General features: G+C 68.1%; 22 protein-coding genes. 7 read left to right on the plus strand and 15 right to left on the minus strand.

Translation table 11 applies throughout. The features are described from left to right. Positions 1-13 precede the first annotated feature (13 nt). From QH195_RS30680 to QH195_RS30740, 13 genes are all read right to left on the minus strand, one after another. Positions 14-373, minus strand: coding sequence for a DUF742 domain-containing protein (locus QH195_RS30680; protein WP_280426578.1), 360 nt, complete (start codon positions 371-373; stop codon positions 14-16). Then, the gene (locus tag QH195_RS30685; protein ID WP_280426579.1) at positions 370-783 is read right to left on the minus strand and encodes a roadblock/LC7 domain-containing protein; all 414 of its coding nucleotides are present in this window, start codon (positions 781-783) and stop codon (positions 370-372) included. Before QH195_RS30685 ends, QH195_RS30680 begins: the two co-directional genes overlap by 4 nt. A 2-nt stretch (positions 784-785) precedes the next feature. After that, positions 786-2,378 carry a sensor histidine kinase gene (locus tag QH195_RS30690; protein WP_280437943.1) on the minus strand — a complete coding sequence of 531 codons (1,593 nt, stop codon included), beginning with the start codon at positions 2,376-2,378 and terminating at the stop codon, positions 786-788. A 225-nt stretch (positions 2,379-2,603) separates the two neighbouring features. Then, positions 2,604-3,518 carry a GTPase Era gene (gene era, locus QH195_RS30695; RefSeq protein ID WP_280426581.1) on the minus strand — a complete coding sequence of 305 codons (915 nt, stop codon included), beginning with the start codon at positions 3,516-3,518 and terminating at the stop codon, positions 2,604-2,606. Then, positions 3,511-3,861 (minus strand): cytidine deaminase, encoded by a 351-nt coding sequence (locus QH195_RS30700; RefSeq protein WP_280437944.1) that lies wholly within the window; start codon positions 3,859-3,861, stop codon positions 3,511-3,513. Before QH195_RS30700 ends, era begins: the two co-directional genes overlap by 8 nt. After that, positions 3,854-5,176 carry a hemolysin family protein gene (locus tag QH195_RS30705; protein WP_280426634.1) on the minus strand — a complete coding sequence of 441 codons (1,323 nt, stop codon included), beginning with the start codon at positions 5,174-5,176 and terminating at the stop codon, positions 3,854-3,856. The genes QH195_RS30700 and QH195_RS30705 overlap by 8 nt, the downstream gene beginning before the upstream one ends. A 5-nt stretch (positions 5,177-5,181) precedes the next feature. Then, the gene (gene ybeY, locus QH195_RS30710; RefSeq protein WP_280426582.1) at positions 5,182-5,751 is read right to left on the minus strand and encodes an rRNA maturation RNase YbeY; all 570 of its coding nucleotides are present in this window, start codon (positions 5,749-5,751) and stop codon (positions 5,182-5,184) included. A 58-nt stretch (positions 5,752-5,809) separates the two neighbouring features. Beyond that, a complete protein-coding gene (locus QH195_RS30715) occupies positions 5,810-6,892 on the minus strand; it encodes a PhoH family protein (RefSeq protein WP_432278475.1) in 1,083 nt (360 codons plus the stop codon). 192 nt (positions 6,893-7,084) lie between these two features. Further along, entirely contained in the window at positions 7,085-7,828 is a 744-nt protein-coding gene (locus QH195_RS30720) for a 16S rRNA (uracil(1498)-N(3))-methyltransferase (RefSeq protein WP_280426584.1), read from the minus strand. A 4-nt stretch (positions 7,829-7,832) separates the two neighbouring features. After that, the gene (gene dnaJ, locus QH195_RS30725) at positions 7,833-8,990 is read right to left on the minus strand and encodes a molecular chaperone DnaJ (protein WP_280437945.1); all 1,158 of its coding nucleotides are present in this window, start codon (positions 8,988-8,990) and stop codon (positions 7,833-7,835) included. A gap of 180 nt (positions 8,991-9,170) precedes the next feature. Then, positions 9,171-10,202: a heat-inducible transcriptional repressor HrcA gene (gene hrcA, locus QH195_RS30730; protein WP_280426635.1), complete on the minus strand. Its 1,032-nt coding sequence runs from the start codon at positions 10,200-10,202 to the stop codon at positions 9,171-9,173. Between the two features lie 160 nt (positions 10,203-10,362). Next, positions 10,363-11,568, minus strand: coding sequence for a radical SAM family heme chaperone HemW (gene hemW / locus QH195_RS30735; RefSeq protein WP_280437946.1), 1,206 nt, complete (start codon positions 11,566-11,568; stop codon positions 10,363-10,365). Between the two features lie 24 nt (positions 11,569-11,592). Beyond that, positions 11,593-12,021 carry an SgcJ/EcaC family oxidoreductase gene (locus QH195_RS30740; RefSeq protein WP_280426587.1) on the minus strand — a complete coding sequence of 143 codons (429 nt, stop codon included), beginning with the start codon at positions 12,019-12,021 and terminating at the stop codon, positions 11,593-11,595. Positions 12,022-12,208: 187 nt separating this feature from the next. Here QH195_RS30740 and QH195_RS35320 point away from each other — a divergent pair, with 187 nt between their 5' ends. The 7 genes from QH195_RS35320 (at position 12,209) to QH195_RS30770 (ending at position 19,569) form a co-directional block, all read left to right on the plus strand. Then, positions 12,209-12,301 carry an Ms4527A family Cys-rich leader peptide gene (locus tag QH195_RS35320; protein WP_357054283.1) on the plus strand — a complete coding sequence of 31 codons (93 nt, stop codon included), beginning with the start codon at positions 12,209-12,211 and terminating at the stop codon, positions 12,299-12,301. A 134-nt stretch (positions 12,302-12,435) separates the two neighbouring features. After that, entirely contained in the window at positions 12,436-14,184 is a 1,749-nt protein-coding gene (locus QH195_RS30745; protein WP_280426588.1) for a nitrite/sulfite reductase, read from the plus strand. Further along, positions 14,181-14,945, plus strand: coding sequence for a phosphoadenylyl-sulfate reductase (locus tag QH195_RS30750; protein WP_432278473.1), 765 nt, complete (start codon positions 14,181-14,183; stop codon positions 14,943-14,945). The genes QH195_RS30745 and QH195_RS30750 overlap by 4 nt, the downstream gene beginning before the upstream one ends. Continuing rightward, positions 14,924-15,871, plus strand: coding sequence for a sulfate adenylyltransferase subunit CysD (gene cysD / locus QH195_RS30755; RefSeq protein WP_280426590.1), 948 nt, complete (start codon positions 14,924-14,926; stop codon positions 15,869-15,871). Before QH195_RS30750 ends, cysD begins: the two co-directional genes overlap by 22 nt. Before the next feature lies 1 nt (position 15,872). Continuing rightward, the gene (locus tag QH195_RS30760; RefSeq protein ID WP_280437948.1) at positions 15,873-17,201 is read left to right on the plus strand and encodes a sulfate adenylyltransferase subunit 1; all 1,329 of its coding nucleotides are present in this window, start codon (positions 15,873-15,875) and stop codon (positions 17,199-17,201) included. After that, complete coding sequence (locus tag QH195_RS30765) at positions 17,201-17,947, plus strand: sirohydrochlorin chelatase (RefSeq protein WP_280437949.1); 747 nt, start codon at positions 17,201-17,203, stop codon at positions 17,945-17,947. The genes QH195_RS30760 and QH195_RS30765 overlap by 1 nt, the downstream gene beginning before the upstream one ends. A 53-nt stretch (positions 17,948-18,000) precedes the next feature. After that, positions 18,001-19,569 (plus strand): AMP-binding protein, encoded by a 1,569-nt coding sequence (locus tag QH195_RS30770; protein ID WP_280437950.1) that lies wholly within the window; start codon positions 18,001-18,003, stop codon positions 19,567-19,569. 86 nt (positions 19,570-19,655) lie between these two features. Here QH195_RS30770 and QH195_RS30775 read toward each other — a convergent pair whose 3' ends face one another. Both QH195_RS30775 and QH195_RS30780 read right to left on the minus strand, forming a co-directional pair. Then, positions 19,656-20,453, minus strand: coding sequence for an HAD family hydrolase (locus QH195_RS30775; RefSeq protein ID WP_280437951.1), 798 nt, complete (start codon positions 20,451-20,453; stop codon positions 19,656-19,658). A 288-nt stretch (positions 20,454-20,741) separates the two neighbouring features. Further along, complete coding sequence (locus tag QH195_RS30780) at positions 20,742-22,940, minus strand: Hsp70 family protein (RefSeq protein ID WP_280437952.1); 2,199 nt, start codon at positions 22,938-22,940, stop codon at positions 20,742-20,744. Positions 22,941-22,966: the final 26 nt, after the last annotated feature.

A 22,966-nucleotide genomic window follows, 5' to 3' on the forward strand; every position in this document is an offset into this window, starting at 1 on the left:
GGTGGGGCGGTCGTCAAAGGCTACGGAGTCCAACTAGCACCTTCTCGAGCATGTCGATATCGAATGTGTCGCAGTAGGGTCCCGTGGCGAGTTCGGGATGGCGCACCGTGACTTTGCCGGTGTGCAGCAGATCCGCGACCAGAACCGTCGCGATGCCGATCGGCAGCCGCAGTTCGGCGGCGATCTCCACCACCGCGGTCGGCTGCCGGCACATGGTCAGGATGGCCACGTGTTCGCGCTGCATCGCCGGTGCGGGCGCGCATTCACTGACCACCAGGGTGACCGGATCGAATTCTTCGGTGGTGGGGGCGGCACGGCCGCCGGTGAGGGTGTAGAAACGGTCGGGTTCGTCATCGCGGCCGGGTCGGTTCACAGCAGTCTCGCTCGGCTCCCCCGCGGCGGCGCGGACAGATACTCCCCGACCTGTTCGATCAGCGCCGCCATCTGCGCGCCGACCAGGCCGGCGTCGGCGTCGTCGTCGGCGAGGACCGCGATCTGGGCACCCGCACCGGCGCCGACGATGAACAGGATCCCGCCGTAGAACTCGGTCATCGACTGCCGTACCCCGCCGCGGCCGTTGCCGAATTCCGCGGAGGCGCTACCGGCCAGGGCTTGCACACCGGAGGCGATGGCGGCGAGCCGATCGGCCTGATCCATCGACAACCCGGCGGTATGGCACATCTGGATACCGTCCGCGGCGAGCAGTACCGCGTGCCGGGCCCCGGGGGTTTCGCTCAGCAGCCGCTGTAGCAGCCAATCCAGTTGCGCTGGATCCGATGTCATCGTCATCGATCGTTCTCCCAGTCGGTTGTCGTGGAATGACGCGCTGGGCGCGCGGCGCCGTTGCCGGGCGACCCGATCGGTCCGCCGAAGGGCTGGGAGTCCTCCTCCGCCCGACCGGTGACCGCGCGTTGGAACGCTCCCATGGCCGAAGCCGTCGATCGGTGTTTCGCGGTGGTGTCCTCCTGTGCGGAACCGTCGAAGAGATCGGGCCGGTCGGGCAGGCCTTCGGGGTGGGCCGCGGCCAGAGTGCTGCCCCGGCGTCGTTTCGGCAGGACCGTCGTGGTGGTCGCCGAGCTCTCCGATATCGCGGCGGGGAACTGTCCCGACGTGTACTGCGTGACCTGATGCCGCCCCGATGTGTACGGGGACTGCGCCGGATAGCCGGTGTCGCGGTCCGCGCCGGTCTCCAGGGCGCCGTCGGCGGCCGCGGGAACGGTCCGATAGCGGGAGCCGGTATCGGCGGCGGGTCCGAACGGGCCGGTGCCGGTGGATACCCCCGGCGGCAAACCGGGCTGCGCCGCCGAATGCCCGGCGGGCAGTGCCGGCGTGGCCGGTGGTTCGATGCGGGCGGTGAGGTCACGGGGGATCATCACCACCGCCGCGGTACCGCCGATGGCCGACGGCCGGTAGCTGACGGTGAGGCCGTGTTTGCGGGCGAGCCGGCCGACGACCGCCAGCCCGAACCGGGTGCCGTTGAGCGACGAGAGCCCCTCCGCCGCCTCGTCGGTCCCGGAAACCGTGAGCTGCGCGCGGCGCAGCGAGGTTTCGCTCATCACCAGCCCGCTGTCCTCGATCGTCACCACCACACCCGCCGGGATCTCCGCGGCGTAGATATGTACCTCGGTGGTGGGCGGCGAGAACCGGCAGGCATTGTCGACCAGTTCGGACAGGGCGTGGATCACGCCTTCGGCCGCATGCCCGGCGATCGCGATCTCGGCGATCGCCCGCATCCGCACCCGCTGATAGCCGCCGACCCGGCCGATGGCCGCGCGCAATACCCGCTCCATCACGATCGGTTTGGCCCAGCGCCGGCCGGTGCGCGCACCGCTGAGGATCGCGATACTGTCCGCAAGGCGACCGGCCTGGGCGGTGGCGTGATCGAGTTTCAGCAGATCGGCGAGAACGGCCTGGTCGGCGTATCGATGTTCCAGGTCCTGCAGTTCGGCCAGCATACTGGTGGTCATGGCCTGCATCCGGCCGGAGGCGTTCGCCAGCGCGGCGATGGCCGCCGAGCGGCGCCGCTCACTGGCCGCGGTGGCTTCCTTCTCCGCGGCAACGGCCTGTTCGGCGGCCGCCACCCGGGCCTCCGCCCGGGCCAGGAGATGTGCCGTTTCCGCCCGGCGCCGCTGTTCGGCCACGAACAGGCCGCGCACGTACACCGCGGTGGTGATCGCGGTGCACGCGGCGACGACGGCGACGGAAATCCATACGGCCGTGAGCATCCGGTCGGCCGGGGTCACCGAGAACATGGCGCCGGCCACCAGGCCGATACCGGCAGTTACCGAGAGGGTCAGTGTCAGTGCCGGAGCCACCCACTGCCGCCGGGTCGTGGATCCGGGCTCGTTCGAGGGGCCCGCTGCCGTCGATTCGTACATAAGCCGGGTCCCCCCGCTCGCGCCAAGTCCTGCCGACTCGACATCGAGCCCGCTTCGCCACCCCAATGTGACCGTTACCGAATCGCCGGATGAAAAGTGGTTTCACCCCGGTTGTTTCGGGTACTGGGGCCGAAGCATATCGGCCTAGTCCAACCAGCGCTACCCGAGTAAGCCAAACCTCAGCCAACACTCAGTTTCCAGCGGATGTCGGCCGGGCTCCCACCCTTAGAAGCCGAGTTTGCCCAGCTGTTTGGGGTCGCGCTGCCAATCCTTCGCGATCTTCACGTGCAGATGCAGGTAGATGCGGGTGCCGAGAATATGCTCGATCTGCTTGCGCGCGTTGGTGCCGACCTCTTTCAGGCGCGCGCCGCCTTTTCCGATGATGATCGCCTTCTGGCTCGGCCGCTCCACATACAGCAACGCGTGCACATCGAGCATGTCCTCGCGTTCCTCGCGCGGCAGCACCTCTTCGATCACCACCGCCAGCGAATGCGGCAGCTCGTCGCGGACCCCCTCCAGCGCGGCCTCCCGGATGAGCTCGGCCATCAGGGTTTCCTCGGGTTCGTCGGTGAGTTCACCGTCGGGATAGAACGCCGGGCCGGGCGGCATCTGCGACGCGATCAGATCGATCAGCAGCTCGACCTGCTCCCCCTTGACGGCCGAGACCGGGATCACCTCTGACTCCGGGCCGAGCAGTTCGGAGACGGCCAGCAGTTGCTTGGCGATCTGGTCCCGGCCGACCTTGTCGATCTTGGTGACCACACCGAGCAGGGTGGTCTTCGGCGCCATCTGCCGCACCTGCTGCACGATCCAGCGGTCCCCCGGGCCGATCTTCTCGTCCGCCGGGATGCACAGCGCGATCACATCGACCTCGGAATAGGTATCGCGCACGAGATCGTTGAGTCGCTGCCCCAGCAGCGTGCGGGGCCGGTGCAGGCCGGGAGTGTCCACCAGGATCAGCTGGGTGTGTTCCCGGTGCACGATCCCGCGGATGGTGTGGCGGGTGGTCTGCGGCCGCGAACTGGTGATCGCGATCTTCGCTCCCACCAGCGCGTTGGTCAGCGTCGATTTACCCGTATTCGGGCGGCCGACGAAACAGACGAAACCGGACCGGAATTCCCGCTCACCGGATTCAGGCATCGGTGGCCTCGTAACCCTCGGCGATATCGAAAACCGCTCCCGAGGTGTCGGCGAAGATTATCCGTGCCCCCGCGGATACCTCACGTACCGCCGATACGCCCGCGTCGGCGAATTTCCCGCCCACGACGACCGCCGCCTCGAAACCCTCCGCGCCGCTGGAGATCGCCGCCGCGACCGCCGACTGCAACGCCGTGAGCCGCAGCGCCTGCAATCCCACCTCACCGGCGGCGTAGGTGCGGCCGTCGGCATCGCGGATCGCCGCTCCCGCGGCCCCACCCGTCCGGCCCAGCGCTCCCCGCGCCAATACCAGCAGCTTGTTGTCCTCGGCGTCCAGTTCAGTCATGGCCTGCTCCCTCGTCGGTTCGGGCGGACGGGCGGTCCCGGTCCGGCTCCGCATCGGTTTCCGTAGTCTGCTCCGGTGCCCGGGCCACCACCACGGTGTGCACCCGGACCCGGCCGCGGGCGTCCGCACCGCCCTCACCGCGTAGCTCCAGCCCGTGCGCGACCACCTCCGCGCCCGGTAGCGGTACCCGCCCCAATTCGTGTGCGAGCAAACCGCCGACGGTGTCCACCTCTTCCTCGTCGATCGGCAGCCCGTACAACTCCCCCAGGTCGGCGACCGGAAGTCGCGCCGACACCCGGTAGCGGCCCGGTTCCAGCTCCTCGATCGGCGGGGTCTCGTCGGTGTCGTACTCGTCGGCGATCTCGCCCACGATTTCCTCGAGCACGTCCTCGATGGTCACCAGGCCGGCGATCCCGCCGTATTCGTCCACCAGCAGGGCCATATGGTTGCGTCGGCGCTGCATCTCGTCGAGCAGATCGTCGAGCGGTTTGGAATCGGGCATGAACACCGCGTCACGCATCACCTCACGCACCCGCACACTGCGCCCGCGGTCGGCATAGGGCACCAGATCCTTCAGATACACCACACCGAGGATGTCGTCGACGTTCTCGCCCATCACCGGAATCCGGGAATGCCCGCTGCGCACCGCCAGCGACATCGCCTGCGCCACCGATTTATCGGCTTCGATCCACACCATCTCGGTGCGCGGCACCATGACCGCCCGAGCCGCGGTATCACCGAGTTCGAACACCGACTGGATCATCCGGCGTTCGTCGTCGGCGACCACCCCGCGTTCGCGCGCCATATCGACCACTTCGCGTAGTTCGATCTCGGAGGCGAACGGACCGTTCCGGAAACCCTTACCGGGAGTGATGGCATTACCGAGGAGAATCAGCAACCGGCTCAGCGGGCCCAGCAGCGCGCCGATGAACTGCAGCGGCAGTCCCGCGGTGAGGGCGATCGAATACGCGTGCTGGCGGCCCAGGGTGCGCGGGCCGACCCCGATCACCACATAGGAGACCAGCACCATCACCACGGCAGTGACCAGCAGCGCCCAGGCACTGTCGAGGAAGTGGGTCAGTGCCGCGGCCAGCAGCACCGTCGCGGTGATCTCGCACAGGATGCGCAGCAGCACCATGAGGTTCACATAGCGCGGCCGGTCGTCCACGATCCGGCTCAACCGCACCGCCCCGGGCCGGTCACCGCGCGCCATATCGTCGAGACGGGCCGCCGACAATGTGTTCAACGCCGAATCCACGGCGGCGAAGACCCCACCCACCGCAGCGAGCAACACAGCGAGCAGTAAGAGGATCATCTCGTTCACGCGTGCGCGTCACCCGGCCGCGCTCGGCCCTCTTCCGGTGCCACGAAACCCGTTTTGTCCAGCAGCCGGGCATCGCGTGCGGCGAGCTCGGCACGGCGCTGCTCCTCGCGCAGCTCCTCGTACCACTGCTCCAGCAACTGGCCCTGCAGGGTGAACATCTCCTTCTCCTCGGCCGGTTCGGCATGGTCGTAACCGAGCAGGTGCAATACCCCGTGCACCGTGAGGAGGGCGAGTTCGTGGTCGAGCGAATGCCCGGCCTTGGCGGCCTGATCCAGCGCGAACTCGGGGCACAGCACGATATCGCCGAGCATGGAGGGTCCGGGTTCCGGACTGTCGGGACGACCACCCGGCTCGAGTTCGTCCATCGGGAACGACATCACATCGGTGGGGCCCGGTAGATCCATCCAGCGCATATGCAGGTCGGCCATGGTGTCGAGATCGACCAGCACCATCGACAGCTCGGCCGCCGGGTGCACGTCCATCCGGCCGATCACGAAGCGGGCGACACCGACAAGGTCTTCCTCGGGCACGTCCATACCCGACTCGTTGGCGATCTCGATACTCACCTGGTCAGCCTAATGGGTAGCGCCTGCCGGACCGCATCCGACGCCCGCGCGCGAGGCGCTACTGCCGTGCCGCGCGGCCCGCCGCCCGCCGTTGCGCCCGATTCCCGGACATATGCGGCGGCCCGACCGGCGGACGCGTTTCGGCCTCGAATTTCTCGTAGGCGTCGACGATGTCGGAGACCAGCCGGTGCCGCACGACATCGCTGCTGGTGAGTTCGGCGAAATGAATATCTTCGATCCGGGTCAGGATCTCGCTGGCCGCCCGCAATCCCGACCGCGCCCCGTGCGGCAGGTCGACCTGCGTCACATCGCCGGTCACCACGATCTTCGATCCGAAACCGAGCCGCGTCAGGAACATTTTCATCTGTTCGGCGGTCGTATTCTGCGCCTCGTCCAGAATGATGAACGAATCGTTCAGGGTTCGGCCCCGCATATATGCCAGGGGCGCGACCTCGATAACGCCGGCCGCCATCAATTTCGGGATCGCTTCCGGATCCATCATGTCGTGCAGGGCGTCGTACAGCGGGCGCAGGTACGGGTCGATCTTCTCGTTCAGCGTGCCCGGGAGAAAGCCCAGACGTTCCCCGGCCTCGACGGCCGGGCGAGTGAGAATTATGCGATTGACCTGCTTGGACTGCAGGGCCTGTACGGCCTTCGCCATCGCCAGATATGTCTTACCGGTACCGGCCGGGCCGATGCCGAACACGATCGTGTTCTCGTCGATCGCATCCACATAGCGTTTCTGGTTCAACGTCTTCGGGCGGATGGTCTTCCCGCGCCGTGACAGGATATCCAGGCTCAGCACCTCGGCCGGCGATTCGGCACTGCCGTCGGTGAGCATGGTGACGGTATGCCGCACGGCTTCGGGGGTGATGGCCCGGTTACGGCCGGTCAGCGCCACCAATTGTTCGACGACCCGTTCGGCCAGCGCCACCTCGGCGGCCGGACCGGTGAGCGTGACGAGATTGCCGCGGACATGGATATCGGCGGACAACAGGTTCTCGAGTTCACGCAGATTCGCATCGGCCGAACCCAGGAAAGGAAACACCGACTCCGGCGCGAGTTCGATACTGGAACGGACAGTACGAGCCGCGGACCCGGAGGCGCCGTTCTCGGCCGCGGAGGAATTCTGATCGCCGATATCGCCTTGTGATCGCACGTAGTGGCTATGGCCTGCTTTCCGGTCTCGACAGGCGCGGTGAGGCGCACTGTTTGCTCTGCTCGCGAACGGTATCGCTGCCCCCGAGTCTAACTCCCGGGCCCGACAGGTCCCACCCGAATTACTGCGGTCCACACCCGATGAACCCGGAGGTACGCGGCGTTCACCCGAAGGTCACCAACGGGCCGTGAGCGCACCGAGCGCACCCAGCGCGACCGCGGCCGCGGTGGACGTGCGTAGCACGGTGGGCCCCAGCCGCACCACATCGGCACCGGCGGTGGACAGTGCCGTCAACTCGGCATCGTCGAGGCCGCCCTCGGGGCCGACGATCAGCATGACCGCGGGCGCCGCGGCCCACGGCAGGCCGGTGAAGCTACCGGTACCCGATTCGTGCAGCGCGGCGACCACCGCACCCTGCGCTTTCGCCACGCGTACCGCATCGACCACCTCGGGCGTGCGATGCAGGGCGGTCACCTCGGGGATATAGGCGCGGCGCGACTGCCGGGCCGCGCCCCTGGCGGCCACCCGCCATTTCGCCACGCCCTTGTCGGCTTTGGCCTCCCAGTTCGAGACGCAGCGGGCCGCCTGCCACGGGATGACGACATCGGCACCGGCCTCGGTCATCAACTCGACCGCCAGTTCCGAACGTTCGGATTTCGGCAGCGCCTGGACCACCGTCACCGCCGGGGACACCGGCTCGGCTCGACCCCGGTCACGCACCAGGAGTTCGAGCCGGTCCTTCTGCGCGGCAACGACTTCCGTCTCCGCGACCACGCCGCGGCCGTCGGAGAGGCTGATCGCCTCGCCGATCCGGATCCGGCGCACAGTCGCGGCGTGCCGGCCCTCCGGGCCGTCCAGTACCGCGATACCGCCCGGCTCCGGGATCTCGTCGAGATAGAAGACGGTCGGGGCGGCCATCGGGTCAGCGTCCGCTGAAGGAGGCGCGCAACCGGGCGAACAGACCGCTGTTGTGCTCGGACTGGGCCGACATCACCTCGGCCTTGTCCCGGCCCCGCAGGCCTTTGTACTTGCGCAGCAGATCGGCCTGCTTACTGTCCAGTTTGGTGGGCACGACGATATCCAGATGCGCCATCAGATCACCCCGGGCGCCGGACCGCAGCCGCGGCATACCGTGCCCGCGCAGCACCGAGATCTCACCCGGCTGGGTCCCGGGCGCGATGGTGAGCTCGGTGGGGCCGTCCAGAATGGTGTCGATCACCACGGTGGTGCCGAGGGCGGCATCCACCATGGGAACCCGGACGGTGCAGTGCAGATCGTCGCCGTCGCGGACGAAGACATCGTGCGGCTGTTCCACGATCTCGACGTACAGGTCACCGGCATGACCGCCGCCCGGGCCGACCTCGCCCTGCGCGGCCAGCCGCACCCGCATCCCGTTGGCCACACCGGCCGGGATCGGGGCCGCGATCTCGCGGCGGGCCCGGACACGGCCGTCGCCACCACATTTGTGGCAGGGGTCGGGAATGGTTTCCCCGGCGCCCCGGCAGGTCGGGCAGGGGCGCGACGTCAGCACCTGGCCGAGGAAAGAGCGCTGTACCGACTGGACCTCACCGGCACCGCCACAGGTTTCGCAGCGCACCGGTTTGGAGTTGCCGTTGGTACCCGCGCCCTTGCAGAGGTCACAGAGAATAGCGGTGTCGACGGTGAGATGTTTGGTCACCCCGACCGCGCATTCGGCGAGGCTCAGCCGGGTACGCACCAGCGAATCGGCACCGGGCTGCACCCGGCCCCGGGCCTTGCGCGCGCCGCCGCCGGCGCCGCCGCTCATCCCGCCGAAGAACGCCTCGAATACATCGCCCAGGCCACCGAACCCGGCACCGCTGAAACCACCGGCTCCGCCGCCGGCCTCCAGCGGATCGCCGCCCATATCGACGATGCGGCGTTTCTCCGGATCCGACAGCACCTCGTACGCCGCGGAGACTTCTTTGAACCGAGCCTGCGCGGCCTCGTCGGGGTTCACGTCGGGATGCAGTTCGCGAGCCAGTTTCCGGTACGCGCGTTTGAGCTCTTGGTCGGAGGCGTCCTTGCCGACACCGAGCAGTCCGTAGTAATCCCGTGCCACTTGAGTTCTCTTAGTCCTTGGTCGCTGTCCACGGCCCCGGCCACATCCGGCCGGCCGCATGACTCCTGTTGGATGTAGCCGCCCGGCCGTGATCTAAGTCGGGTCGACTCAACTTTAGCCGTCTGAATATCCGAGCGTAACAGTGCCTGTCGGCGCCGTTCCGGCACCGCGGCACAACCCTCACCGTTCGGCGAGGACCTCACCTATATAGCGGGCAACGGCCGCGACGGAAGCGATGGTTCCCGGATAGTCCATCCGGGTGGGGCCGAGCACCCCCATACCGCCGAGGACCGCGCCCGCGGCGCCGTAGCCGGTGGTGACGACCGAGGTTCCGCGCATCTCCTCGACCTGGGTTTCCTCCCCGATCCGCACCGTCACCGTACCGGGCTGCTGGGCGGCGGCCAGTAGTTTGAGAACCACGACCTGCTCCTCGAGCGCTTCCAGCACCGTGCGCAGCGAGCCGTGCAGACCGAAATCGCCGGCGTTGCGGGTGAGGTTGGCGGTACCGCCGAGCACGAGCCGCTCCTCGGGATGCTCGACCAGGGTTTCCACCAGCACCGTCGACACCTTGATCAGCACATCCCGCAGCTGCGGCGGCGCCTGCTCCGGTAGTTCGGCCACCGCGGCGGAGGCGGAGGCGAGCCGTTTACCGTCCATGGCCGCACCGAGCATGCCGCGCAGCGCGGCCAGATCCTCGTCGTCGACGACGGTGCCGAGTTCCACGATGCGCTGATCGACCCGGCCGGTATCGGTGATCACCACCAGCAGCAACCGCGCGGGATTGAGCGCCACCACCTCCAGGTGGCGAACCGTCGACGCCGACACCGTCGGGTACTGGACAACGGCCACCTGGCGGGTGAGCTGGGCCAGTAACCGGACCCCGCGGCGCAGTACATCGTCGAGGTCCACGCCCGATTCCAGGAACTGCATGATGGCCTTGCGCTCGGCGGCCGACAGCGGCTTCACCTCGGCAATGCGGTCCACGAACTGCCGGTAGCCCTTGTCGGTGGGAATCCGCCCCGAGCTGGTGTGCGGCTGGGCGATATATCCCTCGGCCTCCAGGACGGCCATATCGTTGCGTACGGTCGCACTGGAAACACCGAGGTTGTGCCGTTCCACCAGGGTTTTCGAGCCGATGGGCTCCTTGGTGGCGACGTAGTCGGCGACAATCGCCCGCAGGACCTCGAAGCGCCGATCTTCGGTGCTCGACATCGACCCCACCTCCTCGCTGTGCTGTACGCCGCCGTTGCCGGCCGGCGGCGCACCGGCTTCCTCCGAGCCCAGCTCGGACACCCGGGCTCGCTACCCAGTCTAAGTCCGCCGGGCGCCCGTCCACCCGCGCACAGTTACCCGGGCATGCTGATCGCGGTGTTCACCCGAGCAGGTCCAAGACCACACCGTCGGCGAGCAACCGGCCGCGGTCGGTGAGTATCAGCCGGTCGTCGCGGATCGAAACGAGGCCGTCCGCGGCGACCCGCTGCGCGGCGGCCGCACCGGCGGCATCGAGATCGGACAGCGGGAGCCCGGTGCGCAGGCGCAGGGCGAGCATGACCCGCTCCAGGTAGCGATCCTCTTCGGTGGGAGCTTCCCAGCCCGCGGCGGGAAATCCGCCGTTCGCGGTGCGGTCGGCGTAGCGGGCCGGGTGCTTGACATTCCACCAGCGCACTCCCCCGACGTGGCTGTGCGCACCAGGGCCCGCGCCCAGCCAGTCGCCGCCGTCCCAGTAGCCGAGGTTGTGGCGGCAGCGGGCGGCGTCGTCGGCCGCCCAGTTCGAGACCTCGTACCAGGTGAGACCGGCGGCGGTGAGGCGAGCGTCGATGCGCTCGTAACGGGCGGCCAGGACGTCGTCGTCGGGCGCGGGGAGTTCGCCGCGGCGAACGCGGCGGGCCAGCGCGGTACCGTCCTCGACGATCAGCGAATAGGCCGACACGTGGTCCACACCCGCGTCCAGTACGGCGTCCAGGCTCGCGTCGAGGTCGCTGTCACGTTCACCGGGAGTGCCGTAGATCAGGTCGAGATTGACATGGTCGAAACCGGCTGCGCGCGCCTCCCGGGCGGCGGCCACCGCGCGACCGGGAGTGTGGGTGCGGTCCAGCACGGCCAGCACGTGCGCCGCCGCCGACTGCATCCCGAGCGAGACCCGGGTGAACCCGGCCGCCCGGATACGTTCGAAGAATTCCGGGGACGTCGATTCCGGATTCGATTCGGTGGTCACCTCGGCGTCCGGGGCCAGGTCGAATTCGGACCGGACCGCATCGAGCACACCTGCCAGACCGTCCGCGCCGAGCAGCGACGGTGTACCGCCGCCGACGAACACGGTCGCGACCGGCGGGGTGGCGCTGGGCAGCGCCGCGAACCGGCCGGCCGCGGCCGCGAGTTCCCGGCGCAGCGCGTCCGACCAGGATTCCGGGGAGGCGGAGGTACCCAGTTCACCGGCGGTGTAGGTGTTGAAATCGCAGTATCCGCAGCGGGTCGCGCAGAACGGTACGTGTATGTAGATGCCGAAGGGCCCGCCACCGAAATCGCGCAGCACCGGAATGGTGTCGCTGTGCGGGGTCACGGTGGCGGGCGAAGTCATCGTTCCAGTGTGCCGGGCCGCGGCTCAGCCTGCGATAACCGGGGTGTTCTGGTTAGCGGTGAGCATCCAGCGCCCGTTCTCCTTGGTCATCACGTACAGCGGGGCACCTTCGCTGTCCACGTCGCCGGCGTCGGTGTAGTAGCGCTGCCGCACCTTGACCGCCGCCACATCGGGCCGGAGGAACAAGATGTGCTCGACGTCGTAGGTGACCCGGTCTTTCAAGGCGGAACCCGGCAGTACTTGTGCTGTGAACTCCGCGATCGCGGGCTGCCCGTACAGCCGCTTGCCATGTCCGGTCGTCCACAGGGCGTCCGCGCGGAACAACGCGGCGAACCGGTCGACGTCCTCGTTCGCCTGCGCCTGCGCGACGGCGGCGACCACAGCGTGGATCGCGGCGATCTCGATATCGGTATCGGCCGGTGCGTGGGCCGGCCCGTCTGTTTCGGTACTCATACCGCCAGACTGCAACCTCGAGTTATCTCGAGGTCAACCCCTTCTTTCCTGCCGGCCCCGATGCCGGTCAAGAAAATATGACGACCGTCACAAATAGCCGGACAGAACCAGGCGATTTCCCGGGAGTTCACGGGAAATACTGGTAGGGCGGTCGGAATGCGCGTCACGGCATGGCACAATGGGTCGCATGCGCGCATCCGGAGTTCGACTTGTGGCCCGCCGCCACGTCGACTACAAGCGCGTCTGCAGCGCCTGTTGTCTGCCCGGTTCCGCCCGGTAGCTCAGCTGCGCCCTGTCCCGGTTCTTCCGGCGATATCTCCGATTCCAGGATTTCGGCCCGCTGACACCGCGGGTGCGAGTCAGCCCCTCGCGCCCTCAGCACGGACGTAAGCCACACCCAGCAGGAGCGATTTCATGACGTCGAGCACCGACGCCGCCACCCCCGCGCAGGCCGAGACCCCGGCAAAAGGCGAGGCCCCCGCCCGCCCCACTCGCGCCCGCACCGGTAAACCGGTGCGGCGTCGCGCCGAGGGCCAGTGGGCGCTCGGCTACCGGGAACCGCTCAACCCGAACGAGCAGTCCAAGAAGGACGACAACCCGCTCAATGTCCGCACCCGGATCGAGAACATCTACTCGAAGAACGGGTTCGACAGTATCGACAAGGGCGATCTGCGCGGACGTTTCCGATGGTGGGGCCTCTACACCCAGCGTGAGCAGGGTTACGACGGCACCTGGACCGGCGACGAGAACATCGATCTACTCGAAGCCCAGTACTTCATGATGCGGATCCGCTGCGACGGTGGCGCCCTCACCGCCGCGCAGTTGCGCACCCTCGGCGAGATCTCCACCGAATTCGCCCGCGATACCGCCGATATCTCCGACCGGGAGAACGTCCAGTACCACTGGATCGAAATCGAGAACGTCCCCGAGATCTGGCGGCGGATCGAATCGGTGGGCCTGCAGACCACGGAGGCGTGCGGCGACTGCCCCCGCGTGGTACTCGGCTCCCCGCTGGCCGGTGAATCGCTGGACGAGATCATCGACCCCACGCCCGCGATCGAGGAGATCGTGCGCCGCTATATCGGCAAGCCGGAGTACTCCAACCTGCCGCGCAAGTTCAAAACCGCGATCTCGGGCCAGCAGGATGTGGTGCACGAGATCAACGATGTGGCGTTCATCGGCGTGAACCATCCCGAGCACGGGCCGGGCCTGGACCTGTGGGTCGGCGGCGGCCTGTCCACCAACCCGATGCTGGCGCAGCGGGTCGGCGCGTGGGTACCGCTGGACGAGGTACCCGAGGTGTGGGAAGGCGTCGTGAGCCTGTTCCGCGATTACGGCTACCGCCGGCTGCGCACCAAGGCACGGCTGAAGTTCCTGATCAAGGACTGGGGTATCGAGAAGTTCCGGCAGGTGCTCGAGGACGAGTACCTGAAGCGGAAGCTGATCGACGGTCCGGCGCCGGAGCAGCCGAGCCGGCCGATCGACCATGTCGGTGTACAGAAACTGCGCAACGGGCTGAATGCCGTGGGCTTCTCCCCCATCGCCGGGCGGGTCTCCGGGACGATCCTCACGAAGGTTGCCGAGGCGGTCGAACGTGCCGGTTCCGACCGGATCCGCTTCACTCCGTACCAGAAGATCGTGGTGCTGGATATCGCCGACGACAAGGTCGAACAGCTCATCGCCGAACTCGAGCCGCTGGGTCTGCAGGCGCGGCCGTCGGTGTGGCGGCGCAACCTGCTGGCGTGCAGCGGTATCGAGTTCTGCAAACTGTCGTTCGTCGAGACCCGCAAGCGGTCGCAGGTGCTGGCACCGGAGCTCGAACAGCGGCTGGCCGATATCAACGCCGAACTCGATGTGCCGATCACCATCAATATCAACGGCTGCCCGAATTCCTGTGGCCGTTCCCAGATCGCCGATATCGGGTTCAAGGGCCAACTGGTGGACGACGGTGACGGAAATCAGGTCGAGGGCTACCAGGTTCACCTGGGTGGCAGCCTCGGCCTGGACAGCGCTTTCGGCCGCAAACTCCGCCAGCACAAGGTGACCAGCACCGAACTCGGCGATTACATCGAGCGCGTGGTGCGCAACTTCGTCAAACTCCGCGAGGACGGTGAACGGTTCGCGCAGTGGGCTGTTCGCGCCGACGAAGCCGATCTGCGATGAAACCCGCAAGCGTGGTGACGGGAGAACCCACTGTGACAACCGAGCAGAAACAATTGCCGGCCAAACTGAGCGCCGACGAGCTCCGGGCACTGGCCGAACGCGGGGCCGCCGAACTCGGCCCGGACGCCTCGGCCGAGGAGCTGCTGCGCTGGACCGACGAGAACTTCGGTAGCGGCTATATCGTCGCATCCAATATGCAGGACGGGGTGCTGGTGCAGCTGGCGGCCCAGGTGCGGCCGGGTGTGGACGTGCTGTTCCTCGACACCGGCTACCACTTCGCCGAAACCATCGGCACCCGTGACGCCGTGGAAGCGGTGTACGGGGTGAACGTGGTGAACGTTCGCCCGGAACACACTGTCGACGAGCAGGACGCATTGCTGGGTAAGGACCTGTTCGCCCGGGACGCGGGTGAATGCTGCCGGCTGCGCAAAGTGGTGCCGCTGCGTAATTCGCTGACCCCCTACAACGCGTGGGTCACCGGTATCCGCCGGGTGGAGGCCCCCACCCGCGCGAACGCTCCGCTCATCTCCTTCGACGAGGGGTTCGGGCTGGTGAAGATCAACCCGATCGCGCCGTGGTCCGACGACGAGATGCAGGACTACATCGAAAAGCATTCGATTCTCGTCAATCCCCTGGTGGAGGAAGGGTTTCCGTCCATCGGCTGCGCTCCGTGCACACGGAAGCCGGAGCCGGGTTCCGATCCGCGAAGCGGCCGCTGGGCCGGGCTCGCCAAGACCGAATGTGGGTTGCACGCATCATGACCGACGTAATCACCGAACGCTCTGTCGGCCTCTCGGATTTCGACACCCTGGCCGCGCTGGAATCGGAGGCCATCCATATCTTCCGCGAGGTCGCGGGCGAGTTCGAACGGCCCGTGATCCTGTTTTCCGGCGGTAAGGACTCCACGGTCCTGCTGCATCTGGCATTGAAGGCCTTCTGGCCGGCCCCGCTGCCGTTCGCCCTGCTGCACGTGGACACCGGGCACAACCTGCCCGAGGTGCTCGAGTTCCGCGATCAGGTGGTGGAGAAGTACGGTCTGCGGCTGCACGTGGCCAGTGTCGAGGACTATCTGGCCGACGGCCGGCTCACCGAGCGGCCGGACGGTATCCGCAACCCGCTGCAGACCGTGCCGCTGCTGGACGCCATCGGCGAGAACCGGTTCGACGCCGTATTCGGCGGCGGCCGCCGCGACGAGGAACGGTCCCGCGCCAAGGAGCGGATCTTCTCGCTGCGCAACGCCTTCGGCCAGTGGGATCCGAAGCGGCAGCGCCCCGAACTGTGGAACCTGTACAACGGGCGGCACGCGCCGGGTGAACACGTCCGGGTGTTCCCGCTGTCGAACTGGACCGAACTCGATATCTGGCGCTATATCGCCCGCGAGAACGTCGAACTGGCCACCATCTACTACGCGCATCAGCGGCCGGTGTACCAGCGCGACGGTATGTGGATGACCCCCGGCAGCTGGGGCGGCCCGCGCGACGGCGAGGTCCTCGAGACCCGTTCGGTGCGGTATCGCACCGTCGGCGACGGTTCCACCACCGGCGCCATCTTGTCCGACGCCGCCGACAACCAGGCCATTCTGGCCGAGGTCGCCGCATCCCGGCTGACCGAACGCGGCGCCACCCGTGGCGACGACCGGGTCTCCGAAGCCGCCATGGAAGACCGTAAACGAGAGGGTTATTTCTGATATGTCCGACCTATTGAGGCTGGCCACCGCCGGTTCTGTCGACGACGGCAAGTCCACTCTGGTCGGACGTCTGCTCTACGACACCAAGTCCGTACTCGCCGACCAGATCGACGCGGTCACCCGGGCTTCGGTGGACAAGGGTCTGTCCACCCCCGACCTCTCGCTGCTGGTGGACGGTCTGCGGGCCGAGCGCGAACAGGGCATCACCATCGATGTCGCCTACCGGTATTTCGCGACACCGAAACGCTCCTTCGTCCTGGCCGACACCCCCGGGCACGTCCAGTACACCCGCAACACCGTGTCCGGCGCGTCCACCGCGCAACTGGTGATCCTGCTGGTGGACGCCCGCAAAGGCGTGATCGAGCAAACCCGCCGCCACGCCGCGGTGCTGGCGCTGCTCGGTGTGCCGAAACTGGTGCTGGCCGTCAACAAGATCGATCTCATCGGTGGCGACGAGCCCAGCGAGCAGGCCCAGCAGGCCGCGGCCGCCAAGGTGTTCGCCGAGATCTCCGCCGAGTTCTCCCACCTCACCCGCACTCTCGGCTGGGCGGACGAGGATGTGCTGGAGGTTCCGGTCTCCGCGCTGCACGGCGACAATATCGCCACCCGCTCGGACAAGACCCCGTACTACAGCGGCCCCTCGCTGATCGAGCATCTGGAATCGGTCCCGGTGGACGCCGACAATTCCGGAACCCACGCGGTGGGCCTGCGGTTCCCGGTGCAGTACGTGATCCGGCCGCGCACCCCCGACTACCCGGACTACCGCGGGTATGCGGGCCAGATCGCGGCGGGCTCGGTGGCGCCGGGTGATGAAGTGGTGGTGCTGCCCTCCGGTATCCGCACCACCGTGGAGCGGATCGACACCCCCGACGGGGAACTCGCGGTCGCGCAGGCCGGGCGCAGTGTCACACTGATCCTGACCGACGAGGTCGATATCTCCCGCGGCGACACCATCGCTTCCCCCGGCGACGCCCCGGAACCGGTCGACACCTTCGACGCCACCGTCTGCTGGCTCGGCGACAAACCACTGCGCCCTGGTGCCCGGCTGCTGCTCAAACACGGCACCCGCACCACGCAGGCCATCGTAGGCGCGCTCACCGAACGTTTCGACGAACAGCGCCTCATCGCGGATCCGAACCCGGAATCGCTGGCGCTCAACGATATCGGCCGTATCTCGGTACGCGTCGCCGAACCGATCGCGACCGACGACTACCGCACCAACCGGCACACCGGCAGCTTCCTGCTGATCGACCCCGCGGGCGGCAACACCCTCGCGGCCGGGCTGGTCGGCGATGTGCTCAGTGCGGTAGAGGTCGGAACCGAGGCCTGATGCCGGCGCCCACGCTGGTCGCGGTGGCGCACGGCAGCCGGGACCCCCGGTCTGCCGCCACCGTCGCCGCGATCGTGGACCACGTCCGCGCGGCCCGCCCGGACGTGCCCGTGCATCTGGCGTTCCTGGACCTGAACGCACCCTCGGTAGGGCAGGTCCTGGACGCGGTGGCCGCATCCGGGGAATCCCGTGCCGTGGTGGTTCCGCTGTTGCTCGGTAGCGCTTTCCACGCCCGGATCGATCTCCCCGGACTGCTCGCGGCGGCCGCGGCCCGTAATCCGCGACTACAGGTGACGCAGGCCGACGTTTTCGGTGCCGATCCGCGCCTGATCTCGGTGCTGCGCAACCGGGTCGACGCCGTGCGCACAGCCCACGGCTGGAACGGCCCGGACGACCGGGTGGGTATCGCCCTGGCCGCGGTCGGATCGTCGTCGCCTGCCGCGAACCGCAACACCGCTCGCCTGGCCCGCCGATTCGCGGCGCGAACCGGCTACCCCACCGAAGTATGTTTCGCCACCGCCCAGCCGTCATTACCACAGGCGGTGCAGCGGTTGCGTATACGCGGCGCCGAGAACCTGATGGTGGCCCCGTGGTTCCTGGCCCCGGGACTGCTCACCGACCGGCTACTCGAGCAGGAACGCACCCTTCCGCACGCCGCGGTGCTGGGTGCCGACCCGGCCGTCGCCGAGATCGTATGGCACCGCTACGACGCCGAAACCCGCCGTGCGCTGCCGCTATCGGCCTGAGTCGTATCTTCTCGCCCACGGCCCACCCGGATACAGGTGGCAGACTGTGATCTATGACCGATGCCCCGGTTCCCACCATCACCTGCGGTGGACGTGTTCGGGTACAGCCCGAGGCACACGACCGGGCGGGGAGGCTCGCTGCCGCACTCGCCGACTCGGGTATCGGGCGCGGTGACCGGGTAGCGGTCATGGCACGGAACGACATCGAATTCCTGGAGATCTCGCTCGCGATCGCCACGTGCGGCGGTAATCCGGTTCCGATCAACACCCGCTGGCGGGCGGCGGAGGTCGCCCATGTACTCGGCGACAGCGGTGCAGACCTGGTTCTCGCGCACACCGAGTTCGTGCCCGTTGTCGAGGCTGCCCGCGAGCAGCTCGGGAACGATATGCGGCTGCTCGAGGTGGCCATGCCCGAGGAGCTGATAGCCGAGGCGAAACTGGACCGGTCGCTGGTGCGGCCGACCGGTCGCCACCCGTTGCTCGAGCAGTGGATCGACGCGCAACCCGAGCCACTCGGATACGTCGAGGGCGCAATCGCCGACTCGATGGGGCTGATCTACACCTCGGGTACCACCGGCGCCCCCAAAGGAGTATTCCGGGAGCGGATGAGCCCGCAGCAACTACTGTCCGTTGCCGGCGGCACTGCGCAGCGGATGGGCCTGGCCTCCGGCGGTCGGATGCTCGTCGCCGGCCCGCTGTACCACACCAGCCCGAACGCCGTCGCCGTGCTGGGACTGCGCATGGGCACCGATATCACGATCATGCCCCGCTGGAACTCCGAGAGGTTTCTCCAGCATATCGACCGTGGCCGTATCCAGCAGGCCAAGGTGGTGCCCACCATGCTGTCGCGGCTGCTGTCACTACCGGCGGACGTCCGGGCGAGCTACGACGTGTCGAGCCTGACGCACCTCATCCATTCCGCCGCCCCGTGCCCCCCGGCGGTGAAGCGGGCCGCGATCGACTGGTTCGGTGAAGCCCTGTGGGAGTTCTACGGCAACACCGAGACGGGAACAGTCACCTGGATCTCGGCATCGGAGTGGCTGGAGCATCCGGGATCGGTCGGCCGGCCCGTAGATGGTTCGGCCGTGCTGATTGCCGACGAGCACGGCAACCCATTACCCTCCGGTGCCACCGGTCGCGTCTACGTGCGCAGCGCCGACTACTGGCCGCGGTTCACCTACCTCGACAAGGGGGCTCCCGAAAGCCCGGTCGAGGACATGGTCTGGGTGGGCGATCTCGGCCACGTCGACGAGGACGGCTGGTTGTACCTGGCGGGCCGCTCCAGCGAGGTCATCATCCGCGGCGGTGTGAACGTCTACCCCGCCGAGATCGAGAACGCGATCATGGCGCTGGCGGGCGTGGAAGACGTCGCGGTCCTCGGCCTGCCCGATAGCGGTGACCTCGGCGAGGCCGTCACCGCCTACATACTTGCCCGGCCCGGCGCCGCCCTCGATCCCGGCGGTATACGCGCAGCACTCCGGGACCGGATCGCGGACTACAAGGTGCCCACCGCGGTACATCTCGTCGACGAACTCCCCCGCGATGATTCCGGCAAGGTCTACAAGCGGCGCCTCCGCGATCGTGCGGCCGAACCGGCGTCCGAGCCGCCGGCGCCGTCCTGATCCGCTGCCGCACCGGACCACCCCGAGACCTACTGCTCGCGGCCCGAGCCGCGATGCCCGCAGCGGCGCACGGCCGGCGAACCTGTTCAGAACCAGCGTTCCAGGACGGCGGCCACGCCGTCGGCGGTGACATCGGCGGTCACCTCGTCGACGATGCCGTGCAGTTCGACGGGCGCGTTCGCCATGGCGACCGAATGCCCGGCCCAGGCGAACATTTCGCGGTCGTTGAATCCGTCCCCGATGGCCAGGGTGGCCTCGCGCGGGATGTCCAGTTCCCGGCGCAGCCGCTCCAATGCCCAGCCTTTGGACACCCCTGCCCGGGAAATCGTGAGCCACGGCCCGAACTCACCGTGAACCCAGCTGATCCCCGGAACGGCCAGCGTTTCCAGCAGTCGGCGCATCTCGGTGACAGAACCCTCGGGCCACCAGCAGTTCAGCCTCGGGGTGGGCACACTACAGAGGGTGTGGTGATCGACCACCAGGTATTCCCCGCCGGCGTAGTACTCGCCGGGACTCGTACCGGTCGCCCAGAAACCCGATCCCACCTGCTCCGCGGTGAAAATCATATCCGGAAACATTTCCCACAGCGCCGTCACCGCCGGCCGCGGATCGAAGGTGTGCACCGCGGTCGGCTCGACGGCTTCGATATCGATGTGCACCGCCCCGTTCGAGCAGATGGCGTGCCCGCGCACGAGACCCAGTTCGGCGAGCACCGGACGCGTGGTGACCACGGTCCGCCCGGTACTCACCACTACATGCGCTCCCGCCGCAACCGCCGACCGAACGGTTGCCGCTACCCGATCGGTAACCGGCGCACCGGTTTTCAGCAAGGTACCGTCCACATCCAACGCGATCAGCCGCGGTGGGCCCCCGTCTACGTCCACCCGTCGATTCTCCCGCGAACCCGCCGCCCGGGCACCGGATTTTCCGGATCCACCCTGCCGCCCGCTGTCCGGCCCGCCGGATGGATCCCGAACTCTCGAACTCGGCGCAGGTACGCACGCCGGTCATCGATGGACCGATCTGTGCGGTCCGCACACCTCGTCGAGCGCCGAGCACGATTTTCAGCTGAACCGTAGTCCGAATCCGCCCGGAGTGAGCTCGGGCACCGGCCGGCCGCTGCGCCGGGTTACGGCCCTCGCCAACAGTGCCTCGGCAAGATGGGTACGAGGTCAGTTATCGGAACCTCCGCCCGAGGATTTCCCGCGCGAGCCCTTGCCCCGAGAGGAAGCGCCGTCACTGCCGGAGGAACTGGAGCCGCCCGAATCGGAGCCCCGGGATTTCGAGCCCTTCGACGAATCGGAGCCGCTGGAATCCGAGTCACCGGCACTCGAGCGACTGCCGCCGAAACCACCGAAGCCGCCGGAATTACTGTTCGAGCCGCCGGACGAGTCGGATCCTCCGGAGGAAATCCCGCCCGGGCCGATGTCCGAGCCGCCGAAACCGCCCCCTCCGAAACCACCCGAATCGCCTGCGCCGGAGCCACCGGAACCGAAACCACCCGAGTCACCCATGCCGTAACCGCCCGAATCGCCTGTTCCGTAACCGCCCGGAACACCCGTGCCGTAGCCACCGGGGTTTCCCGTGCCGACGCCGCCTGGGTCTCCCGCTCCGGAACCGTCCGAAGTGCCCGCACCGGATCCGTCGTCCCCGGACCCCGGCTCCGGGGTGTCACCCGGGCCTCCCGGCGCCGACCATCCGCCGCCCGGCTCCGACCCCTCGCTACCCGGTGCCGACCAGTTGCCTCCCGGCGATTCACCGCCACCGGACCAGCTCCCACCCGGTACTTCCGGCACTCCCGGGTTACCGGTATCCGGTACTTCCGGCGCTCCCGGGTTACCGATATCCGGCAGTACCGGGACCGAGCCGGCTCCGTTGTCCGAACCGGGTTCCGGCTCATCGGTTTCCCCACCGGGCTGTTCACCGGGCGGATCGACAACGGGCGTATCGTCCGGATCGGGGCTACCGGGAAGTTCGCCGCCGGGAGCCTCCGGTTCCGCGGGGCCCGGATCGGGCCGCGCCGGGATACCGGGCCGTTCGAAGGGGATCGGATTCCGGAATCTCGCCGGATCGCTGTAGCGGGATTCGTTGTCCGCGTGCCGGTCGCGGGGTGAGGTGTGCGAATCCGCCCGGTCGCCATCGTGACCCGGTGCCGGCTTCGCCGGTGCGGCCGCGGCCCCGGGCATGGGTGGCCCGTACGGACGCGACACCCCCGCGGGCACGATACGCGGCCCGGTGTTCAGCGGCGCGTAGGAAACACTCCATCCGGTGCCGGAGCGTTCCACCTGTGCCTCGCCGTGAATTTCGTACAGCACCGCGCCCGGCGTCTGTAGCGGCATCCGGTCCTGGTCGGGCACCACGGTATCGGCGGCACCATTACCCAGGATGGTGGCCGCGGACATGGCGACCGCCGAGAATACGGCGGCGCCGGAGAAGATCGGGGCGTGTCTGCCCCGGGAGGAGGCGGCCAGCGGAACGCTCTCCGCGGCCATGGCGGCGGCGCCGAGTGCCACACAGTGCGCCGAATCGGCGGCGATCGTCACCGGCAAGCCCAGTTCGGCGAGAGTTTCGGCGACCTGCGGGGGGCGGGCGGCGCCGCCGACCACCAGGATGCGGCCGATATCGGACAGCGCGACCCCGGCCGAGCGCACCGCGCCGCGCACCACCTCGAGCGAATCCCGGATATGTTCGCGGCGCAGGCCTTCGGGGTCGACGAAGGACATCAGCGAAACAGCGCCGGTTCCGGGCTCGGCCGGGCCGATGGCCCGGTCACCCGCGCAGCGGGCGATCATCGCCCCCAGCGGCCGGCCACCGAATTCGTAGGAGCGCACCGGCTTTCCGACCACCGGATGATCCGGCCAGTCCAGCCCGGTGCGCACCACCGCGACGTCGAGGCTGTTCCCGCCCAAGTCGTAGACCAGGACGAACCCCGTGTCCAGCGGTCCGTGTTCGGTATCGAGCCAATGCGCGGCGGCCACCGGTTCCGGAACCAGCTGGACATGCCCGGCACCCGCGAGGTCGAGGCTCTGCCGGAGCAGGTCGAGTTGTTTGGCGCTGTACCCGGCCGGATGGGTGGCGACCACTCCGGCCGCCGGTTCGGCGGCGACCAGGCCCTGTACCACCGAGGCGAAGATGGTGGTCGGCGACCAGATCCGGCCGTCGACGTAGACCGATTCAGGGTCGCGGCCCAGGTCGGCGAATTCGCTTACCGCCGTGGAGAATCGGGTGATTCCGCCGAGGCGCGCACTCCCGCGGTCGTCGAATCCGACCGCCGTTCGCCGTGTCCGCACGATCGGCCGGGCGTCGTACTCGCCGACCCGTGCCGAGACCACGTTCACAGTGCCGATGCTGATACCCAGCCCAGAAGTCATTTGCCATCCCGTCAACGCACCGAGAC

The organism is Nocardia carnea, assembly GCF_029868855.1.
Lineage (GTDB): Bacteria > Actinomycetota > Actinomycetes > Mycobacteriales > Mycobacteriaceae > Nocardia > Nocardia carnea_A.